This is a genomic window from Pantoea sp. SOD02, from assembly GCF_024707505.1.
Lineage (GTDB): Bacteria > Pseudomonadota > Gammaproteobacteria > Enterobacterales > Enterobacteriaceae > Pantoea > Pantoea symbiotica.
In genome coordinates, this window is the sequence record NZ_CP102605.1 from 837385 (window position 1) to 857831 (window position 20447).

18 protein-coding genes are annotated in these 20447 nt (G+C 49.9%); 11 read left to right on the forward strand and 7 right to left on the reverse strand.

Going from position 1 to position 20447, the window contains the following annotated elements:
• Positions 1 to 119: 119 nt before the first annotated feature.
• Complete coding sequence (locus NR302_RS23250) at positions 120 to 746, forward strand: response regulator transcription factor (protein ID WP_258145479.1); 627 nt, start codon at positions 120 to 122, stop codon at positions 744 to 746.
• Between the two features lie 120 nt (positions 747 to 866).
• Here the strand turns inward: NR302_RS23250 and NR302_RS23255 are convergent, their stop codons facing one another.
• Complete coding sequence (locus tag NR302_RS23255; protein ID WP_258145480.1) at positions 867 to 2069, reverse strand: Ig-like domain-containing protein; 1203 nt, start codon at positions 2067 to 2069, stop codon at positions 867 to 869.
• A 392-nt stretch (positions 2070 to 2461) separates the two neighbouring features.
• Complete coding sequence (locus NR302_RS23260; RefSeq protein WP_258145481.1) at positions 2462 to 3121, reverse strand: hypothetical protein; 660 nt, start codon at positions 3119 to 3121, stop codon at positions 2462 to 2464.
• A gap of 858 nt (positions 3122 to 3979) precedes the next feature.
• Here NR302_RS23260 and NR302_RS23265 point away from each other — a divergent pair.
• Entirely contained in the window at positions 3980 to 4270 is a 291-nt protein-coding gene (locus tag NR302_RS23265; RefSeq protein ID WP_008108088.1) for a hypothetical protein, read from the forward strand.
• Between the two features lie 75 nt (positions 4271 to 4345).
• Here NR302_RS23265 and NR302_RS23270 read toward each other — a convergent pair whose 3' ends face one another.
• On the reverse strand, positions 4346 to 5620 hold the full coding sequence (locus tag NR302_RS23270) for a Glu/Leu/Phe/Val dehydrogenase (RefSeq protein ID WP_008108085.1): 1275 nt from the start codon (positions 5618 to 5620) through the stop codon (positions 4346 to 4348).
• A 493-nt stretch (positions 5621 to 6113) separates the two neighbouring features.
• On the opposite strand from NR302_RS23270, the gene NR302_RS23275 reads away from it, so the two are divergent.
• On the forward strand, positions 6114 to 7541 hold the full coding sequence (locus tag NR302_RS23275) for an amino acid permease (protein ID WP_258145482.1): 1428 nt from the start codon (positions 6114 to 6116) through the stop codon (positions 7539 to 7541).
• An 8-nt stretch (positions 7542 to 7549) separates the two neighbouring features.
• On the opposite strand, the gene NR302_RS23280 is transcribed toward NR302_RS23275, so the two are convergent.
• Both NR302_RS23280 and NR302_RS23285 read right to left on the reverse strand, forming a co-directional pair.
• On the reverse strand, positions 7550 to 8719 hold the full coding sequence (locus NR302_RS23280; protein ID WP_258145483.1) for an ROK family transcriptional regulator: 1170 nt from the start codon (positions 8717 to 8719) through the stop codon (positions 7550 to 7552).
• A gap of 188 nt (positions 8720 to 8907) precedes the next feature.
• Positions 8908 to 9174 carry a hypothetical protein gene (locus NR302_RS23285; protein WP_258145484.1) on the reverse strand — a complete coding sequence of 89 codons (267 nt, stop codon included), beginning with the start codon at positions 9172 to 9174 and terminating at the stop codon, positions 8908 to 8910.
• 220 nt (positions 9175 to 9394) lie between these two features.
• On the opposite strand from NR302_RS23285, the gene NR302_RS23290 reads away from it, so the two are divergent.
• Positions 9395 to 9925 carry an AAA family ATPase gene (locus NR302_RS23290; RefSeq protein WP_258145485.1) on the forward strand — a complete coding sequence of 177 codons (531 nt, stop codon included), beginning with the start codon at positions 9395 to 9397 and terminating at the stop codon, positions 9923 to 9925.
• A gap of 242 nt (positions 9926 to 10167) precedes the next feature.
• The gene (locus tag NR302_RS23295) at positions 10168 to 10377 is read left to right on the forward strand and encodes a DUF6434 domain-containing protein (protein ID WP_008108075.1); all 210 of its coding nucleotides are present in this window, start codon (positions 10168 to 10170) and stop codon (positions 10375 to 10377) included.
• Positions 10378 to 10452: 75 nt separating this feature from the next.
• Here the strand turns inward: NR302_RS23295 and NR302_RS23300 are convergent, their stop codons facing one another.
• A complete protein-coding gene (locus tag NR302_RS23300; protein ID WP_258145487.1) occupies positions 10453 to 10701 on the reverse strand; it encodes a hypothetical protein in 249 nt (82 codons plus the stop codon).
• Between the two features lie 592 nt (positions 10702 to 11293).
• On the opposite strand from NR302_RS23300, the gene NR302_RS23305 reads away from it, so the two are divergent.
• The 6 genes from NR302_RS23305 to NR302_RS23330 all read left to right on the forward strand — a co-directional run bounded on the left by NR302_RS23305 (position 11294) and on the right by NR302_RS23330 (position 17714).
• On the forward strand, positions 11294 to 12541 hold the full coding sequence (locus tag NR302_RS23305) for an extracellular solute-binding protein (protein WP_258145488.1): 1248 nt from the start codon (positions 11294 to 11296) through the stop codon (positions 12539 to 12541).
• Between the two features lie 9 nt (positions 12542 to 12550).
• A complete protein-coding gene (locus NR302_RS23310; protein ID WP_258145489.1) occupies positions 12551 to 13459 on the forward strand; it encodes a carbohydrate ABC transporter permease in 909 nt (302 codons plus the stop codon).
• The gene (locus tag NR302_RS23315; RefSeq protein WP_008108069.1) at positions 13449 to 14288 is read left to right on the forward strand and encodes a carbohydrate ABC transporter permease; all 840 of its coding nucleotides are present in this window, start codon (positions 13449 to 13451) and stop codon (positions 14286 to 14288) included. Before NR302_RS23310 ends, NR302_RS23315 begins: the two co-directional genes overlap by 11 nt.
• Positions 14288 to 15232: a carbohydrate kinase family protein gene (locus tag NR302_RS23320; RefSeq protein WP_258145881.1), complete on the forward strand. Its 945-nt coding sequence runs from the start codon at positions 14288 to 14290 to the stop codon at positions 15230 to 15232. The genes NR302_RS23315 and NR302_RS23320 overlap by 1 nt, the downstream gene beginning before the upstream one ends.
• Before the next feature lie 3 nt (positions 15233 to 15235).
• Positions 15236 to 16321 (forward strand): ABC transporter ATP-binding protein, encoded by a 1086-nt coding sequence (locus NR302_RS23325; protein WP_258145490.1) that lies wholly within the window; start codon positions 15236 to 15238, stop codon positions 16319 to 16321.
• A 253-nt stretch (positions 16322 to 16574) separates the two neighbouring features.
• On the forward strand, positions 16575 to 17714 hold the full coding sequence (locus NR302_RS23330; RefSeq protein WP_258145491.1) for a glycosyltransferase family 9 protein: 1140 nt from the start codon (positions 16575 to 16577) through the stop codon (positions 17712 to 17714).
• A gap of 203 nt (positions 17715 to 17917) precedes the next feature.
• Here NR302_RS23330 and bamA read toward each other — a convergent pair whose 3' ends face one another.
• Positions 17918 to 20350 carry an outer membrane protein assembly factor BamA gene (gene bamA, locus NR302_RS23335; RefSeq protein ID WP_258145492.1) on the reverse strand — a complete coding sequence of 811 codons (2433 nt, stop codon included), beginning with the start codon at positions 20348 to 20350 and terminating at the stop codon, positions 17918 to 17920.
• Positions 20351 to 20447 lie beyond the last annotated feature (97 nt).

A 20447-nucleotide genomic window follows, 5' to 3' on the forward strand; every position in this document is an offset into this window, starting at 1 on the left:
AGCTGATGTTTCGCAATAGAGAAATGTCTTAGCAAGACCAGGGTTAATTCTCTTGCATACTTTAGCTTATGAAACAGCATGCCCTGCTGCATTACTGAGATGGACATCAAGGATTTATTATGCAAAAGAATATCGTACTCGTAGACAAACACCCATTGGTTTTCCAGGGAATACGACGTCTCTGTAGAGAGTACGGATATCATGTGATTGACGCTTACAGTGAAGGCAATGATATCTACAAGACCATTATCGAGGCGCGCCCGGAGTTCATTATTCTGGATATACACCGCATCGATATGAAGAGTGCTGAAATTGCTAAGGTACTCAGCACCATGAACTTGATTTCTCGCACCATTGTGTTTAGTGAGTATGACAATCTTTTTTATCAGCGCGAGTGCATTTATTTAGGTATCAGAGCCTACATTTCCAAAACCCTGGAAATAGACAATGTCATTCAAGCCATGCATGCGCTTAATGCCGGTTCAATATATTACCCAACTTTAAAGACACGAAGCAGCACGCAAGGGATCAAAAATTTTGATCGGTATATTCTCGATAACCTTACTGACCGTGAGCAGCTTGTACTGAAAAAACTGTCAGCTGGCATGTCAAATAAAGAGATATCTATTGATTTAAATCTCAGCAATAAAACCATCAGCACTTATAAACAGCGCCTGCTTGAAAAACTCGGTGCCAGAAGCCTAATTGAAGCGGTAGATATTGCACGTATGCATGAGATTCCATAATCGAGGACTTTCTTTTTGTCTCTTTTCAGTTTCAGATTAAAACAGAAATAAACAAAGAAGAAAGTCTCGATTTGGGGATTGATGACAGGACTGTAAGTTTTATTTTCGCTATTAACTGATTTAGAGCTCAGTATCGAGTGGGTTTGACAAAAGTGAATCCAGGTCGATTTTTGTTCCGGTTGCAGAGGCATATTCAAGTGACGCAAACTCTGATTCAGCCCACAAGGTGATACCACCGTCTGGATGCAGCAGATCTTCGAGGCCGGACAGTTCGCTATCATCAATCTGTTTATTATCGTTAAGTGCTGAGAAGAGATCAGATTCATTGATCACCAGCAGTTCGCTCAAATCAAGGTCTACTGTTTGCGCCGGGGACGATACTTGTGTTTTAAAGTCTTGCAGGACTGTCAAGAATACTTCATCACTCTCAATTAATGGCACCAACGTTAATGATGGCTGCCCCTGCGCCTCAATGAATTCATGATTAGCCACTATTTCAAGCAAAACCTTATCAGCGACTAACTTACGTTCCCCTTTCGGACTGGTGCTATACAACGTGAACGCGTATTGCCCGTCGGGTAACGTATAGGGTAATTCAATGCTCCAATAACCACGGCTATCAGCCGATGTCGTGGCTAAAACTCTGCCGTCCTGATTGAATATTTCAATCAGACTATCTCGCTCACTTATGCCTGAAAAGATCGGCTGGTTGTCATGTGACGTAGAGTCGATAACCGATTCACCCGCTTTATTTTTAATGTAAAAAGTGAATCCGCCATCTGACTCCCCACTGATTAGCGGAATATCGTTAATGAGTAAGGCACTTTGGTCCATCATCACATCTGAATAATGCGTTGCCATCTCAGTAATATTATCAGCCTTCAGTTCTCCGCTGATTTCCACTTGCTGGGTAAAAGATTCGCTCAGTTCATCGTTAACCGCCACTGCAGGCAAAGTTACTTCCTGTTTAGGAGTAACTTTAACAGCATGCTGATTTAAAGATTCAGGTGAGTTAACCGTTGCTGGCCAGCGCCCAATAAACCCCGCTTCGGGGATGATCGGTAACGCTTTTTCCAGCAGGATTTCACCGCTGGATGCCAGACCAACCGCGGCCATATTCCCCAACGCCAGCAGAGAGGCACAAGCCGCGCCATGCACCACCAAACCGTTCAAGGGGCTCATCGCGTTTTGCTGTTCATAGCTATGCTCTTTAAAGGCCTGACCATTCAGGTCTAAATATTGACCTGTTTCGTCTTTACCTTTTGTAAGACGTGCATCCTGGAACGTTGTTTCTTTTGGCTGGGTTGGAAACGAGTGTTTCATTTCGGATATCCTCATATGCCCAAAAATGATGAGTAAATTTTGGAGCAGTAATTCCTGCTCTTAAGAGGCAATGAGATACTGCAACGTTGAGTTTTAATGCAGAAGTGTTCTGCGTTATGGAAATAGGTTGATATTAAGATTGACCAATAAAAGGTAAGTTATAGAGTGATCCTTTCTAAGGTTTCTTATCTTAATATCTGGTGCAGATAGTAAGATATTTCCTACCATTGCGGGGCAAGACATTTCTTGGATCTTGCGCTTTGGCCCGTTTCACGAAAAAAAAATCGTTGTTCCCGGTTTGATAACCGCTTTAGTGGCTTAAATGACAAAGGGAAGAGCCATCCAGCCCTTCCCTTTGTCATTGCAGTGAGCAACTCTAATATGCCAATGGTTTAACTCACGGATACTAAATAATTGATATCTTCCTGATACGTCGGTAAAGCCGGTTGGATATCGAAAATCTGATTCGCCACACCAGCACTCTGGAATTGCATATCGGATTCCGTAATTGTCAGTGACAATGGTTCTTCAACCACGACAGCAGGAACATCATCAAACAATGTGAAATGGCTATCGACCAGAATGTCTGCCATCAGATCATCTGAAGATGGCATAACATTGACCACGAATTTCTCTGATGTGAAATCACCGCTGCTCGCTTCAATTTCAAAACGCGTACCGAAAGCACTGTCTACGTAGAGGAATTCAGGTGTTGTTTGCCAGTTTCCTGAATGGTCCGCGTTAACACGTGAGTAAAAAACCCCATGCTCTGTAGTGTATGAAAGGTCTATAGTGGCATAGGCCGCAGCAATACCTGAGAGGGTTGGCAAAGCGGAAATGATGTCGCCGCTTTCAACCATACTTTCACTTCCTGGATAATGGATGTTGAACGTGACTGGCGTGCCTATGAATGATGTCGCTGTTTCGGGCATATTCATCATGTTAAGCGCACCAGCACCATCAATATTCAACTGATTTTGCTTATGAGCCGATGGTGAAAGTGCCAACGCTGTTGCTTGTGTGCTAGAGAAATTAGTTGCAAATTCTTTCATTTATTAAAAAGCCCTTTTAATAAGGTAAGCATTATTATTGTAATAAATATTAGGTGCATCAATGAGTCATTTCTTGAATATCTAAACCTCAAACACAATGATACTTACACACAATGAGTAATATTATTTATCATTTAATGCACCTTACTACAGAAATATCATATAAGACCATGTCAGATATTCCCTACATAAGTCACCTATAAATCCCTCAAGGCATTCATAACAATCAATTAATTCCTTGCTCATTCACCTAAGACAAAGAATTTATATCAATCTCCCACATTACGATTTCATACATAACAGACAAAATACCGCTCGGCTGTTGGGGTGATGGGTATGGAAATATTGCCAGGCATGTTCCGGGGAATAAAAAGACCCCATGAATATGCGATTATCGTAGGCAGGCGCCATACGACAGCTTTCACGATGCAGGTAGCACCAACCATCAGCATCTGCCTGACTGCAAACATAGAAATCCGTTGTGGTTAATTTCATCCGCGACTCCTCGTGGGCAAAGATCAATATAAATGAATAAAACCTTTAAAATCGCCCGTTGCGGATACTGTCTATAAATTTTTTAACAACCTGCTCAAAATGAGCCATAAATTAATTATAGTCTGCGTAGAGGCTGCCGTCTTTAATTAAAAAATAAACTTATATAAGCCGAGCGTATTAAATGAGTGATTTGAAAAATAATTATTTAATTCTTCTCTGTCGTTTCGCTTAACAGGGCCAATATTTACTGTTAAACCCCGTCATTACCTATAAATAACACTAAGATTTATCTTAAAAAAACAACTTTTATTTCGGATCAATTAGACTTAAGTAAACTTAAATTTAAACGCCGGAGATAATACTATGTTCAGTTACACTATCCGTGTCGAATTGAAAGAACCCACCGCTGGCACGCAAATAGAACTGCTCTATGCGATGCTTGAGAATGGTTTTGCGCGCAGTTTAGTCTGTGAGAAAGGGTATGCGTACGTGTTACCCACCAATGAATACGTCTATGTAGGTAGCGAGAATATAAGGAGTTTAACTGACAGAATTGTCACTTTGGTGAGTGAATTTAGCGAAGATCCTTCGGTGATGATTACTCAATCAGCCGCGAGGTGCTGGTCAGGGCTGCGCGGCGTAAACCTCGCATGAAAGATAAGATAAACGCCCTCTCACGGCAAAGACGGCGTTTATCTCTTGATTTAAATAAACTTAAAATTTAATTAATTAGCCCGGATAAATACCGCGATCTTTACGTGCTAGCAGAATACGTTCGCAGGCAACGATATAAGCAGCAGTACGCAATGAGCAGCGCTTTTCAGCGGCCTTATCCCAAACGTGCACCATCGCTTCAGTCATGATGCGGTCCATACGCTGGTTAATCTCATCTTCGCTCCAGAAGAAGCTCGCCATATCCTGAACCCATTCGAAGTAACTCACCGTTACACCGCCTGCGTTACAGATTACGTCTGGCACCACCTGCACACCACGACTCGCCAGCATATCATCCGCATCCGGATACGTTGGGCCGTTAGCCCCTTCCAGCACTAATTTGGCACTGATGATTTCAGCGCGCTCGCGGGTAATTTGCCCTTCCAGCGCAGCCGGGATCAGGATATCCATGGCGGTGGTCCAGAACTGTTCTCTGTCGATCTCACGCGCACCAGGGAAACCGGCAATCTGTTTATGTTCGATCTGCCACGCAGTCAGCGCCGCTAAATCGATGCCGCCTTCGTTGAGTAAGGTTGCAGTGTGGTCCTGAATCACTACCACGCGCGCACCGGCTTCGGCGAACAGACGCGCCGCTTCGCTACCCACATTACCAAAGCCTTGCAGCGCCACGCGTGCGCCTTCAATGGTGATGTTGGAGCGTTTTGCCACTTCACGACCGGTAATAAATACGCCTCGGCCCGTGGCTTTCTCACGGCCTAACGAGCCGCCAAGATGAATCGGTTTACCGGTGACAACGCCGGTAATGGTGGTGCCGTGATTCATCGAGTAGGTATCCATCATCCACGCCATGACTTTGCCATTGGTGCCGACGTCGGGCGCGGGAATATCTTTCTGTGGACCGATAATCAAACCGATTTCGCTGGTGTAGCGACGGGTTAAGCGCTCCAGTTCACCTTCAGACAGCGAGTGCGGATCGACGCGAATGCCACCTTTTGCGCCACCATAAGGCAGATTGACCGCCGCACACTTGATGGTCATCCAGGCTGACAGCGCCATCACTTCATTCAGGTCGACTGCAGGATGGTAACGTACGCCCCCTTTGCCCGGTCCGCGCGAGAGATTGTGCTGTACGCGATAGCCTTCGAAGTGGCGAATCGAGCCGTCATCCATCTGCACCGGGATGTCGACAATCAGTGCTCTTTTCGGATGACGCAGGGTTTCGATCCAGCGAGACAATTCACCAAGATGAGGCGCAACGCGGTCAATTTGGCTCAGGTAGGTAGTCCAGGGAGATGTACTGCTTTCAGAAGCGTAAGATAACTTTTCCATGAGAAGCCTGTAGGTTCAGAGTTATTTATATTGAAAAGACGTGGAAAGGTGATGCATTGCACTAGACGGAAAGTAATTTAACACCTTTTGAGAAAAGCGGGTTGCGTTGAATAAGGAAGATTTAACTTTTTCAATACAAAAATTCGTGAATGAATGAATAACTAAGCATTAAAAACGCCCCTCATATGACGCATATTTATGCAAATACTATTCACTAAATTGCATAAAATTTGATTTTATTCCTATTTTTCAGTTCTTTGATGGTCATCAAAAAGTGAATAAACTGTTATTTTTCCGCATTGACTTTGTTAACTCACGCCACCACGATGAGTAAAACCTAGCCGGAAACCGCCATCATGAATTAGCGTTTTATTAATTTCGTTTTTCTTTCATCTATTTAAACGTGCCTCTTTGAGGTTCAACTCCTTATTTGCCATTGATGCTTGCGGGCAGGCATCGTCATGCGTCTTTTTGCCAGACTGAAGGAATCATTGTGTCTAACAAACCTACACAAGGGCAGATTCAGCCTGCTCGGGCTCACGACGCCCCGCAAAAACTGCAGCGAGGTCTGAGCGAACGTCATATTCAGATGATCGCGCTGGGTGGATCGATCGGTACCGGGCTATTTATGGGCGCAGGACGCAATATTGCGGTGGCCGGAACCTCGATATTAATCATCTATATTCTGGTCGGGTTCTTCAGCTATATGGTGATGCGGGCGATGGGCGAAGTGCTGCTTAGCCGGCTCGACTATCGCTCTTTTGCCGATTTCGTCGGTGATTACCTCGGCCCCAAAGCCAGCTTCTTTCTGGGTTGGTCTTATTGGCTAAGTTGGGTGGTGACCTGTATTGCGGATGTGGTGGTGTGTGGCGCGTATATGCAGTATTGGTTCCCGGAAATGTCGGCGTGGATACCCGCGTTGTTCACCCTCGGCATTCTGTGTCTGTTTAACATGTTGTCGGTGAAGGCTTTTGGTGAAGCTGAATTCTGGTTTGCGCTGATCAAAGTGATTACCATCATCGCGCTGATTATCACCGGCGGATGGATGGTGTTTACCGGCTGGACCTCGCCGGATGGCGTTAAAGCTTCAGTGCACAACCTCACCGATCCCGCCGTGTTTATGCCGCATGGCATCACCGGTTTTCTTGCTGGTTTCCAAATCGCGATTTTCTCGTATACCGGCATTGAGCTGCTCGGCACCATGACGGCGGAAACGCGCGACCCCGAGAAAATTTTGCCGCGTGCAATTAACTCTCTGCCGCTGCGAATAGTGATTTTCTACATGCTCTCGATGATGGTGATCATCGCGGTGACGTCATGGCAAGGCGTGTCGCCGGATACCAGCCCATTCGTGACGCTGTTTGCCAAAGCCGGATTGCCCGCTGCGGCGGCGATCATTAATTTCGTAGCGCTCACTTCGGCAATGTCTTCCGCCAACAGTGGCGTCTACTCCAGCACCCGCATGTTATATGGCTTGTCCGTCGAGAAGCATGCGCACTGGCAGTTCCGTATTCTGTCACGCACCACGCGTATTCCGCTGCGCAGCCTGCTTTTTTCCTGCTTCTGCATGCTGAGCGGCACCTTGCTGCTGTTCCTTGTGCCGAATGTGACAACGCTGTTCACCATCGTTTCAACGCTGGCCGCGATTCTGGTGATCTATTGTTGGGGCATGATTCTGGTCTCTTATCTGGTGTATCGCAGACAGCGTCCGGACCTGCATCAAAAATCCAAATTTAAGATGCCCGGCGGCAGAGTGACGGCCTGGGGAACGCTGATGTTCTTCCTGTTCTCGGTGGTGATCATGATATTTGATCCCGACACGCTCGCCGCATTAGCCGCTTCGCCGGCGTGGTTTATTGCGTTGTGGCTGTGCTGGAAGATGAAGGAGAAGCGCAAAACGGCGGTGAAGGTAGCGGCCTGATCGGGCCGTTACTTCATCAGTACCTGAAACTGCGGATTGAACTCATCGAAAATCGGCAGCGCGGCGGCACCTAACGCGGCGGTATCGCTGCCGGTCATACCAACTTTGACGCGAGTTCCGGTGAGGTAGCGACCGCGCACCGATTGATACAGCGGCGGCAGGCGACGAATGATTTTATCCAGCAGCACCGCAGGCATCATGCCGCCAATAATCACGCTTTCGGCATCGAAGATGCACTCCAGCAGGTTAATCGCCTGACGTAGCGGCGTTAAAACCGTATCGATCCATTTATCGAACAGCGCCGGATCGACTTCCAGCAAATCTTCTGGCAAGGCGGTCATCGGATCGAGCCCGCAAAACTCGTACGCCGCCTGCAATGAAACGTAGCGTTCTAAACATCCATGATTGCCGCAGTAACATTCGCGTCCGCCCGGCTCCACCACCACATGGCCGACTTCACCGGCGTTATGCGCATGCCCGCTATAGACGTGGCCATCCATTATAATTCCCGCGCCTAAACCGGTGCCGATGTAGAGATAGACAAACGAATTGAGCTGTCGCGCCACGCCATGAAAGCGTTCGCCAATTGCCGCCACGGTGGCATCGTTTTCAAGCGTTACCGGTACGCCGCTCATCGCAGCGAGTTTGGCCTCGATATCTACCTGTTCCCAGCCGTGTAGCGTGGTTGGCCCCATCGACGAGATGCCCTCAACGCCAAACGGACCGGGCATTACTACGCCAATGCCCAGCACTTTCTGCCAGCGATCGCCCAGCTGCGTTTTGATTTCGCTAAGCACCTCGGTGATGCGCGCTAATGTGGCATCCGGTTGCGGCTTTTGTACCAGAATAAGGCGGCGGAAGTGAATTTCACCGGTGAGATCCACCAGCACAATCAGCAGCGTTTGGTGATCAAGATGGATGCCGATTGAAAAGGCGCTGGCGGGATTGAGCGTCACCGGAATCGCCGGTTGACCGCGCCCTTGCTTGCGCGGCGCACGGCTGGTGAGCAGTTCGGCCTGCTCCAGCTCCGCCACGATATTCGACACGGTTTGCGGCGTCAGCGCGGTAAGACGAGCCAGTTCGGCGCGGGTCAGTTCGCCGTGCAGGCGAATGGCTTCAATGATCACGCGGCGATTGTGCGCCCGTGCATGTTCCAGATTGGTTCCCGACGTTTTCACCTTGCTCCCTTCCCTTTCGTCACCTGCTGCGAATAGCCGCATCAATATCTATGATCGGCCACACATTTTACAACCCTTTCGGGAAGGTGAATGGGATTAACGTCTTTACGGCCATGAACTGGCAAGGTTGTGTTGAGGCTTGGGGCGTGGGTTTCGATAATTTTAACCTTGGGTGACCATCCCGACTGTTATTTGATAAAGAACCAACTAGCTACGGCCACCACGCTCACTAACAATGATGCGAATACCGCGCCTGTTACGAATGAATGAGTTGTAAGTTGTTCTTCCTTGCGGATGTCAATAAACTTGGCCAGCGCGCGTTTTACATCCGGGGCGTTTAATTCTTCAAACTGCTTTTCATAGCCTTTAGCCGTAAGATCGGAAGCGCCTGCTATATCAGATCTCTCCAGCGCGGTAATGTGGTTACCCTTTTTAAAAAAACAGTACTCTGGCATGAGATCCTCCGAGGACAAAGTTGATGTTTGAAATAATATATCTAAAGAGGTATGAATGCGTATGTATGTCCGCTTTGTGCCAAAAGCGGACGTTGCTAATTTCGCCTAGTATTGATTACACAGTCGCGAACCACAATTTTGCCAGGAAGCATTGTAGTTACATTAGGTATTAATGTATTTTTGTTATCATCTGAATTAATTGAATTTTTAGGTGAAATGGGTGAAAACTTTATCAATAGATGATCTTGGCCCACGCATATGCATCATAGGTCCATCAAATAGCGGTAAATCTACACTGGCAAAAGCAATCGCTTCTAAGACGTCATTACCTCTAATTCATCTTGATCAATTGCATCATTTACCTGATACAAAATGGGTTCCCCGTCAACCAGAAGATTTTTATCGGTTACATGAAGAGGCTGTTCGTGAAGAAAGGTGGGTAATAGAGGGCAATTACACAAAGTGTATATATCCCCGACTTGAACGTGCTACAGGGCTGATACTGCTTGATGTGCCAGTAGCGACAGCTTTGCAACGCTATATACGCCGATGTTACTCGTCAAAGCCTAGGATAGGTGGTCTCACTACCCGAAGGGAGAATGTTACGTGGGAAATGCTTAAATACATTGTGCATATTGCGCCTAAAAACCACCTCATCCACAGGAGGCTTTTCGAGCAGGCAACCATTCCAAAGCTGATGTTGTCATTACCTCGCGATATTAATGCCTGCTATCGAAACTGGGATATTTAATATTATTTTCAATAGATTATTATACTTCCAATTAAAGTCCATCATTCATTAGGGCGGTAACTCGCGCAATTTAATAGCCGGCCACCTTCAATCTACAGTGAAGGTCATTAAACCTGTCTGCTCTTCGCTCACAGCAACCCTTTCGCCCATGCATTGGGCAGTTTCGTGTAGAAGCGGGCATTTCAAATTCAGTGTATTAAATTTAAACGCTGCTATCGTTTGTTTAAAACAGGAGTTCATAAGTGAACATCGACTGGCATAGTTCTTCATTAACACGTTCTACAATCGTGGATAAAAACTATAAAAATACACAAAACGTTCGCCGTTTCATGGTGGATGAGTGTGGTGCAGACTTCCGCTTTGATCGCGAGTTTATGGCCTGGATAAGAAATGATGTACCAAAAAATTTGGGTGATGTAATTGATGAATGGAGACGCAGACATTCACTCTAAAGCAGGAGCGGCCTGTCTTCGCTGCCAGTGAGGAACGCTTCGGGCCGATCAGTGCCAAGGTTGGACTCCAGCCCTTTATTCTCTTACTTTTGACAAGATTGCTCTGTACAGTTCAATGGCTCTCCAGATGTCATCCTGTGTATCTCCATCCCAATCAGGAACTGTAGCCAACTCGGATTTGAACTGCATAATGAGGATATGCGCATCTGCGACTTCATCCTTTCGACAATTTAATGCGATACGAGATATCGACATCGCAGATAGGCTTGAGTAGTGCGAAAAAGCGGTACGCTCAGCAGCAATTAGTTTTTGTAATTTTCTCATGTAATCTTTGCATCCTGGGCAGTGGGAGGGTAATGCATGGTAATTTTTACTGCCCGTAGAAACCAATTAAATAGCCGAAATTAATATGTCCGGTCCTCGCTCATAGCGGACTAAACGTTATTTTTAGCTGAGTCGCACAGAGTAACGTTGTTCATCCAGCCTAATAAATACTCGCCCAAGGCGCGGCATGAATATCTGAAATCTAAGTTAACAGCCGAAAACCTCATCCTAACCAGCTACCACGAACGCTAATTTTTCGCTGTGGAATGCACGTTCATGTAGCAAGTCCCAACGCATCCGCACCTAAACAATGCATCCTGTAAAAAAGGTTATCGCCAACTATTACAACTGCCCGCTTTCAAACCCACACGAATATCTATGATCACCCACACATTTTACAACCTGTTTACCTGACAGCAGCAAAATTCTGTGCAAAGTAGTGTCCAGTGGCAAACGAGATTTATGCCCTGGCACGTCAATTGCTTTAGCTAACCGATGTCAGCCGCAGCAACCTGACAACCTGTGCGCGTTATTAAATCCATCAAATTGATTTAATAAAACACCCTCTTTTTGCATCAAGGCGGAAAACACCATGAAAATCCGATTCAACCCAGTCATAAAAGGATGTTTTGCAGCGGTTCTGTTAGCCAGCGTGGGCAGCGCGGCAGCGGCAACCACGTTGAATGCGCTGTTTATGACGCAGGCGGCGTATAGCGAAAATGATATCCGCGCCATGACGCAGGAGTTTCAGAAAGCGCACCCGGACGTGCAGGTTAATCTTGAGTTTGTGCCGTACGAAGCGCTGCACGACAAAATTGTCGCGGCGCGTGGCGCAGGCGGTAACGGCTACGATGTGGTGCTGTTCGATGCCATCTGGCCGGCAGAATTCACCAAGTTCGATCTGTTGCAGGACGTTAGCAGCCGCATCAGCGCCGACGAAAAGGGGCAGATTTTCCCTGGCGCGATGAACACCGTGGAGTTCAAAGGCAAAACCCTCGGCATGCCGTGGATCCTCGACACCAAATATCTCTACTACAACAAAGCGATGCTGGAAAAAGCCGGTATCACCACGCCGCCGCAAACCTGGCAGCAGGTGATGGATGACGCACGCATCATTAAACAGAAGAACATCGTGAAATATCCGCTGGTATGGAGCTGGTCGCAGGCCGAAGCGCTGGTGTGCGATTACACCACGCTGGTGTCGGGTTTCGGCGGCAAGTTCTACAACAACGACAAACTCGATTTCTCCTCACCGGCCTCGCTGCAAGCGGTGAAGCTGATGAAAAGCTCGCTGGACGAAGGCTTGAGCAATCCGGCGTCACGCGAATATCTGGAAGAGGATGTGCGTAAAGCCTTCTCCAATGGCGATGCGGCATTCGCGCTCAACTGGACCTACATGTACAACATGGCCAACGATCCGAAGCAAAGTAAGGTCGCCGGTCAGGTGGGCATTGTTCCTGCGCCAGGCGATGCGCCGGGCAAATTCGGTGCCGTAAACGGTTCGATGGGCCTTGGCATCACCAAAGGCAGCACCCACGCGGATCAGGCATGGCAATACATCAGCTACATGACTTCGCAGCCGGTGCAGAACAAATACGCCACGCTGAGTCTGCCGATCTGGAAAAGCTCGTATCAGGATCCGGCGGTGCTGAAAAACCAGGAAAGCCTGATCGCGGCGGCGGATAAGTCGCTCAACGTGATGCTGTCGCGTCCGGAAACCGCCGACTATTCGCGTCTCTCCAACACGCTGCAGCAGCAGTTGCAGCAGGTGTTGGTTGGCAGCGCAACGCCAGATGCCGCGCTGCAAGCGGTAGATAAGAGTGCGGCGCGTCTGCGCTAAGGGGCAACAATGCTGAGTTTGCGTCAACGCGAACAACGGCAGGCATGGGTGCTGCTGGCACCCATGCTGTTGGTGATGCTGTTGCTCACCGCATGGCCGCTGTTACGCACTATCTGGCTGAGTTTCACCGATGCCGCCCTGATTGGCAGCGGTGAAGCGCCGGGCTGGATTGGCTTGGAAAATTACCTGTTTGCGATCACCGATGCGGATTTCCGCAGCTCGCTGTGGCGCACGCTCTATTTCACCGTGGTATCGGTGGCGATTGAGGGCGTGATCGGCGTGCTGGTGGCGCTATTGCTGAACCAGAAATTTGCCGGTCGCAACCTGCTGCGCGTGCTGGTGATTCTACCCTGGGCGCTGCCGACCATCGTTAACGCCATGATGTGGCGTCTGAACTTCAACCCGGATTACGGCAGCATCAACGCCCTGCTGACGCAGTTGGGGATTATTGATGGCTATCGCAGCTGGCTGGGTTCGCCGGATTCGGCGCTTAACGCGGTGATGTTCGCCGATATCTGGAAAAACTATCCGCTGGTGACCTTGCTGGTGCTGGCGGCACTGCAATCGATTCCCGACGATCTGTTTGAAGCCGCACGGCTGGATGGCGCATCGGCGTGGCGACGTTTTCGTGCCATCACCTTCCCGGCGATTGTTGGCCCGCTCAGCGTGGCGCTGGTTCTGCGCACCATCGACGCCTTTAAAATCTTCGACATCATCTACGTGATGACACGCGGCGGGCCGGTCGATAGCACCAAAACCCTGAGTTTCTACGTTTATCAGGAGTCGTTTAGCTACTTGCGCGCGGGCAGCGGCGCGGCTTACGCCATGTTGATGACCTTGCTGTGCGCGGTGCTGATCACGCTTTACATGTTGTTACTGTGGCGGCAGCGCCGCAAAGGAAGCGCTTATGAAGGTTAAAATGCGCCATGTTGGCAAATACGCCGCCGCGCTGTTGGTGGCGTTTTCGGTGTTAGCACCGATGGGCTGGCTGTTTTTGATGAGCGTCAGCGCCGCCAGCGATCTCACCCGCGTGCCGCTCGAGTGGCTGCCGCGCCAGTGGGATTTCACCCGCTACGGCAAGCTGTTGTCGCTGGAGCCAGGCCAGCCCGGCGTGCTGTTCCTGCATGCGCTAGGCAACAGTTTGTTAGTCGCCACGGGCGCGACAATCATCTGCTTGCTGCTGGCGATTCCGGCGGCGTTCAGCTTCTCACGTTATCGCGGGCGCGACGGCTGGCTGTTCGCCTCACTCGCCATCTATATGGTGCCGCCGGTGGCGTTCGTGCTACCGCTCTACTTCCTGTTACAGCAGTTCGATCTGCTCAACACGCGGCCCGGATTGATCATCGTCTACTGCTCGCTGATTTTGCCGTTCCTCACCTGGATGCTGAAAAACCAGTTCGATACGCTGCCGCAGGATATTGAACAGGCGGCGCGCCTTGATGGCCTGCGCGTCTGGCAAGTGTTGCTGCGCATTACGCTGCCGCTGGCGAAGCCGGTGTTGGGTGCCGCCGCGCTGTTTGGTTGGCTGCTGGCGTGGGACGAATTTTTCTATGCGCTGCTGTTTACCAGCAATATCGCCGCACAAACCTTGCCGGTCACCATTGCCGGATTCACCGCCGGGCGCGCCACCGATGATGGCTTGATCGCTGCCGTCGGCATTCTGGCGTCGGTGCCACCGCTGTTTATTGCCATCTGGCTGCAAAAGACGCTGGTTAGCGGCCTTGCCAGTGGCGGGAGTAAAGGATGATGGAACATAAACACACCGCCACGCTGTATGTGGTGGGCAATATTAATGTCGATTTGATCATGGGCACGCTGGATAACTGGCCGCAGCGCGGCACCGAAGTGATGCTGAATCACAGCGAACTGCGTCCCGGCGGATCGGCGGGCAATTGCGCGCTGGCGCTGGAAGCGATGCAGGTGCGCCATCGCGCGGTGGCTAATCAGGGCGATGATGGCCTGAGCACCTGGCTGGCGAGTCATTTTCCGCACAGCGCCGCGCACTGGACGCGCTACAGCTGCGAAACCTCGCTAACCGTTGGCGTGACGCATTCGGATCACGAGCGATCCTTCCTGAGTAATCTCGGCCATATCGTGCAACTCACCGCGCAGGATGTGCTGGATCAGTTGCCTGCTACAGCGGCTGACGGCGATATCGTGCTGCTGTGCGGCACCTTTTTGTGTCTGCATCTGTATGACGAATATCCGGCGCTGCTTTCAGAGCTACAGCAGCGCGGTTTTATCACCGCTGTTGATACCGGCTGGCCGCCGCAGGGCTGGACGGACGAGGTGCGTCAGCAGGTCACGCAATGGCTGCCGCTGTGTGACTGGCTGCTGCTCAATGAAGTGGAAACGCTGGGATTGGCGGCGAAAGACGACTTGCCTGCCAGCGCGCACATGCTGGCGCAACAGCTGAGCGGACGCGGCGGCTGCGTAGTGAAATGCGGCCCGCAGGGCGCGCGCTGCTGGCAGGCCGAACATTCCGTGAGTCAGCCTGCGCGTCCGGTTACGGTGGTGGATACCATCGGCGCAGGCGACAGTTTTAACGCTGGATTCCTCACCGCCCTGCTGCATCAGCAAGATCTCACCACAGCTTTGCAATGGGGTATTTCGGTGGCGTCACTGGCTATCAGCACCTTGCCGCGTCGTTATCCCGACTGGCATCAACTGCAACTTTCCCAGGAGTTTTAAATTATGGCCAGTGTTGAACTCGTAAAAGTGGCCAAACGCTACGCAAAACAGTCGGTGCTGCATCCGCTCGATCTCACCATTCCCGACGGCAGTTTTACCGTGCTGGTGGGCCCATCCGGCTGCGGGAAATCGACGTTGCTGCGTTTGCTGGCCGGCCTGGAGAGCTTGTCGGATGGCGCGATCCTGATGGATAAAGTGCAAATCAACGACCGCGATCCGGCCGACCGCGATATCGCCATGGTGTTTCAGAGCTATGCGCTCTATCCGCACTTAACCGTGGCGGAGAATCTGGCGTTTCACATGCAGGTGAAGAAGGTGAAGCGCGAGGAGCAGCAGAGCAAAATCGCGCGTATCGCCGGAATTCTCGGCATCGATAAGCTGCTGCAACGCTATCCGCGCGCGTTGTCGGGCGGACAGCGTCAGCGTGTGGCGATGGGCCGCGCGATGGTGCGAAATCCCAAAGTGTTCCTGTTCGATGAGCCGCTATCGAACCTTGATGCGCAACTGCGCATGGAGTTGCGCGCCGAGATCAAATCGCTGCATCAGCGTTTCAAAACCACCATGGTTTATGTGACGCACGATCAGGTTGAGGCGATGACGCTGGCCGATCAAATTGTGGTGATGAAGGATGGGCGCATCGTGCAGCAAGGCGCGCCGCTGGCAATTTACGATCGTCCGGCGGATACCTTTGTCGCGCGCTTTATCGGCTCACCGCCGATGAACCTGTTACCGGCACAGCTGATCGACCGAGATGGCGTGGCTGGCGTGCAGTGTCAGGATCTGTGGCAGCCGCTGCCCGCGCGCTGGCAAGCGGCGGCGCGCGAGCGTGCAGGCGCAGCCGTGACGCTCGGCGTGCGCCCGCACGATCTGCTGGAAGCCAACAGTGATGCAGCGGCGTTGGTGAAAGTGGTGGAGATCACCGGCGAATCAACTTTGCTGCATCTCGAATGGCACGGTCAGCCGCTGCATATGCAGATCGCTGGCCGTCATGCGGCGGTGAGCGGCGACAGCATTATGTTGGGCTTTAACGCCGAGAAGATTCATTTGTTTGATGCCGAAACAGGGCTGAGGTTGGTTGAGTCGCTTTAAGTTGATGCTCAGGCCAGAAAAGACCAGCCCGATCGCAAAGAAACCCTGCATCCATGGCTTAGACGCTTTGCTCTTCGGGCTGGCCTTTCCTGCCCCTTAAGATTGTCATTGCTGTATAGGGGGCGCATGAGCATCGTATTTACCCAATCGTTCGTTAACGTACTGGATTATCTACTTCTCGCTGAAAATAATGTTTCCTTAAGCGTCATTAGCAAATGTTTTTAGTCACTGAAAACGGTAACATAGGCACCCTATGACCATTCTTGCCGCATCGTTTCTTTTTCAACGTGGCCTTTTAATATTTACGGGTATTGTTATGCAGTTTCTGAAAACGATTAATAGAAATAAAAACAACCTGTTTAGGAAAATAAAAAAAACAGCGTTATTGTGTCTTATCCGGACTATACGCACCCGAGATGATTTTGATCCTGTTAAAGCGCATAAGATATTGATTCTTCGCCTCGACGATAAAATTGGTGACATGGTCGTGACGACTGGGACTGCATTTAAACTCGCAGAGAAAGGTTACAGAGTCTCAGTGCTTACTGGTCCGGTATGCGGACAACTGCTACAAAACTGCGACTATTTTGATCAGGTTATTCAGTATAAAAATCGGATGTCACTTGACCTGTTACACGCTCAGAAATTTGATGTTGTTATCGATTTTGACGATGTTCAGGATTATGAACGTCTGAATCTGGCATGGCAGATGAGAAGTAGCCACCATGTTGGCTTTAATAAAAGTCTTCCGGGTATTTATAATGCATCCATCCGTTATCTTGATGCCGAGAAGCATATCACTGAACGCCATAAGCGGGTGCTGGCACTGTTCGATATCCACGAAACCTCATTTGATTATCAACTTGGGCACTGTGTTAAAGAACAAAATAGAGTCAAGAATGCCCTTCGAATTACAGATAACGATATTGTCGTTTCTGTGAATCCTTTCTCTGGCGCCACGGATAAAGATTTATCCGAAGAGCAGGTCATCTCTCTCATCCACTTTATTCACTCGATTAATCCGGAGATAAAAGTTGTGGTAATCGGGCAGAGTAATAAAGTGCGTACATTCAGTGCGCATGGTGCTTTCATCATGCCGGAAAGTACCATAAATACCGCAGTTGAAATTGTCCGCATCTCTGACGCGGTAGTGAGTACGGATACTTCCATCGTCCACATTGCTAACGCGCTGAATCGCCCACTTGTGGCCCTTTATAATAAGAGGAAGCTCAAAGATACTGGCTTGCTCGGTTATAAAATCTGGGCGCCAAATTATCCTCAGGGGAATCAGATTGTGGTTGAAGATGATTATATTAGTCATTGTTCAATCAACACAATTTTTCCAGCAGTTGAGACTACAATCCGAGCGGCCAGCGTACTTAAGCACCCGTAAACACCTTCATCATCCCTCATAAAAAAAGCCACCCAACCTGGGTGGCGAAATACAATTAATCAGATGCATAACAACGATATTCGCGAACACTCATTCCTTAAGCATTTCACGAGCGGTATTTTACTCTGTTGGCTATTTTATTCTGTCTTCACCGTTTAAAGATAATGTAAAACTCATCTCATCATTTAACGATTTAAATACAGCTACCAGGTTTTACCGATATTAAACTGGAACTGCTCCGACTTATCACCCTCATATTTTTTAATCGGCAACGCATAAGAAAACACCAGCGGACCCAGCGGTGACTGCCATTGCAAAGCCACGCCGCTCGACACGCGAATATGGCTCGGATCACCATAATCAGGAATCCCCGCCGCTTTGGTGGCCGCAGTGTTTTGCCAGCCGGTATCCCAAACTGTACCTGCATCGACGAAGAATGAGGTACGCAACGAATCGGCATAGCGCTCGCTGATCAACGGCGTTGGCACAATCAGTTCTGCGCTTACCACCGCCATCGCATTGCCGCCCACCGCATCATCTGATTTCTCTACCGGACAAGCCCCGTAGCTACTTTCGCTGCCGCTGCAGCGGTAATAGGCGGCTTTTGGTCCGATGGTGTTGGAGGAGAATCCGCGTACTGAGCTAGAGCCGCCGGCATAGAAGTTGTCGTAGAACGGCACTTCTTTGCCGCCTAAGCCGTCGGCGTAACCGGCTTTACTGCGGCCCATTAACACCCAACGATGATCGCTGCTCAGCGGCAAGTAGCCGTTGGCGGTCAGCGTGCTTTTGTAATAGCTGTTGGTGGAACCTGGAATCGTCACTTTGGTGTTGAAACCGGCGCTCACGCCCGAGGTGGGGAAGAAGCCGCGATCCAGTGAGTTGTAGCTCCAGCCAATATTCCAGAAGAAATCGTTGGCGGTAAATTTGTCTGCAACGGTGGCATCGTCATCGTCGTCATCACTGGTGATGACTTTTGGATGAATGCCCTGCGAACCCAGATAACGCCACATTGCCACCTGCGGCGCCATATTGCTGACGCGGTTGTAGACGTAATCCAGCCCGCTGTTCACGCTGCTGTTTTCCCCGATCGGGAAGCTTAAGGTGCTGCCCGCACCGAAGCTTTTCAGCGTGTATTCGGAAAGATCGTTATCTTCGGCACTGTAATCGTTATAAAACAGCTTGCCGCCCAGACTGACGCCATCCACGGTGAAATAGGGATCGGTGGCAGCGATTTCGACATAAGTTTGATAGCTGTTTTTGGTGCCGCTAAAACTTACGGTGTTGCCGGTGCCCATCCAGTTATCCTGGCTGACGCCAAGCTGATAGCTGATGCCGCTGTCGGTGCCGTAACCCAGCCCAACGTTAAAAGTGCCGGTATTGCGCTCCTTCACTTTGTACACCACGTCAACCTGATCCGGGCTGCCCGGCACGCGCTGTGTATCGACATCTACGCTCTCAAAATAGCCGGTACGATTAAGCCTTGCCTTGCCCTGCTCCACCTGATTACTCGCCAGCCACGCGCCTTCCATCTGACGCATTTCACGACGCAGCACCGCATCTTTCGAAGTGTCGTTGCCTGAAAAACGCACCTGTCGCACCGAGAAGCGTCGCCCGGCATCGACATTCACGTGTAACTGTACGGTTTTATCGCTGTCGTTAATTTCCGATTGGGTATTCACCTGTGGGAATGCATAGCCGTAACGACCGAGCAGGCTTTTAATCGCCTCTTCGTTTTCAGTGATTTTTGCCCCGCTGTATAAGGTGCCCGCTGGCAACTGCGCCAGCTTTTCAATCTCGGCGGAATAGCCGGCCATATTTCCCGTCAGCGTTACGCCGCTAACATGGTAAACATCGCCTTCATGAATATTTATCGTAACGTAAATATGTTTTTTATCCGGCGTTAAACTGACTTGTGTGGAATCGAGATTAAATCGTGCGTAACCACGATCAAGATAATAACTGCGCAGCGTCTCTAAATCGCCGGAGAGTTTCTGCTTCTGATATTTCTGGTCGGCGATAAAATTCCACCACGGCACATCATCGCGCAGTTGGAAATGCGAAATCAGTTCTTCCGATGAAAAAGCCTGGTTGCCAACAATGTTAATTTGCTGAATTTTTGCCGACACGCCTTCGGTGAAAATGAACTTCAGATCGACGCGATTGCGCGGCAATGGCGTGACCACCGCTTTGACGCTGGCGGTGTATTTCCCGGCGCTATAATAAAAATCCTCCAGCCCTTTTTCCATATCCGCCAGCGTGGTGCGGTCCAGCGCTTCACCCACGCGCACGCCAGAGGCATCAAGGTTCTGCTTGAGCTGATCCTCTTTAATCGCTTTGTTACCAGAGAACGAGATGCTGGCAATCGCCGGGCGCTCTTTGACTTTAATCAGCAGCGCATCGCCGTCACGCAGCACCTGCACATCTTCAAAATTGCCGGTGGCGAACAGCGCACGGATAGTATTGCGAATATCATCATCATTGACGCGATCGCCAATACGCAGCGGCATATGCAGCAGCGCCGCGCCGGGTGCGACGCGCTGGAGCCCAGCAAAGTGAATATCCTTTAGGGTGAAATTATCTGCACCAAAGGCGGTGGTGGTTACCATGAAAAGTAACCCGGTTAACATCTTCTTCATCTGTTGTGAGCCTGCCGTTTTTCCTGTGCCTGAACCACATAAAAAACGGGCTGAACACGCGGTTCAGCCCGTTAACTGCGGCGATATGTTCCGGAAA

Coding starts and splice junctions, on each gene's coding strand:
- NR302_RS23265 (WP_008108088.1), top strand. CDS start 3,980: ATGTTCAGTTACACTATCCGTGTCGAATTGAAAGAACCCACCGCTGGC.
- NR302_RS23285 (WP_258145484.1), bottom strand. CDS start 9,174: ATGCCAGAGTACTGTTTTTTTAAAAAGGGTAACCACATTACCGCGCTG.
- NR302_RS23260 (WP_258145481.1), bottom strand. CDS start 3,121: ATGAAAGAATTTGCAACTAATTTCTCTAGCACACAAGCAACAGCGTTG.
- NR302_RS23255 (WP_258145480.1), bottom strand. CDS start 2,069: ATGAAACACTCGTTTCCAACCCAGCCAAAAGAAACAACGTTCCAGGAT.
- NR302_RS23325 (WP_258145490.1), top strand. CDS start 15,236: ATGGCCAGTGTTGAACTCGTAAAAGTGGCCAAACGCTACGCAAAACAG.
- NR302_RS23250 (WP_258145479.1), top strand. CDS start 120: ATGCAAAAGAATATCGTACTCGTAGACAAACACCCATTGGTTTTCCAG.
- bamA (WP_258145492.1), bottom strand. CDS start 20,350: ATGAAGAAGATGTTAACCGGGTTACTTTTCATGGTAACCACCACCGCC.
- NR302_RS23310 (WP_258145489.1), top strand. CDS start 12,551: ATGCTGAGTTTGCGTCAACGCGAACAACGGCAGGCATGGGTGCTGCTG.
- NR302_RS23330 (WP_258145491.1), top strand. CDS start 16,575: ATGACCATTCTTGCCGCATCGTTTCTTTTTCAACGTGGCCTTTTAATA.
- NR302_RS23315 (WP_008108069.1), top strand. CDS start 13,449: ATGAAGGTTAAAATGCGCCATGTTGGCAAATACGCCGCCGCGCTGTTG.
- NR302_RS23270 (WP_008108085.1), bottom strand. CDS start 5,620: ATGGAAAAGTTATCTTACGCTTCTGAAAGCAGTACATCTCCCTGGACT.
- NR302_RS23305 (WP_258145488.1), top strand. CDS start 11,294: ATGAAAATCCGATTCAACCCAGTCATAAAAGGATGTTTTGCAGCGGTT.
- NR302_RS23300 (WP_258145487.1), bottom strand. CDS start 10,701: ATGAGAAAATTACAAAAACTAATTGCTGCTGAGCGTACCGCTTTTTCG.
- NR302_RS23320 (WP_258145881.1), top strand. CDS start 14,288: ATGGAACATAAACACACCGCCACGCTGTATGTGGTGGGCAATATTAAT.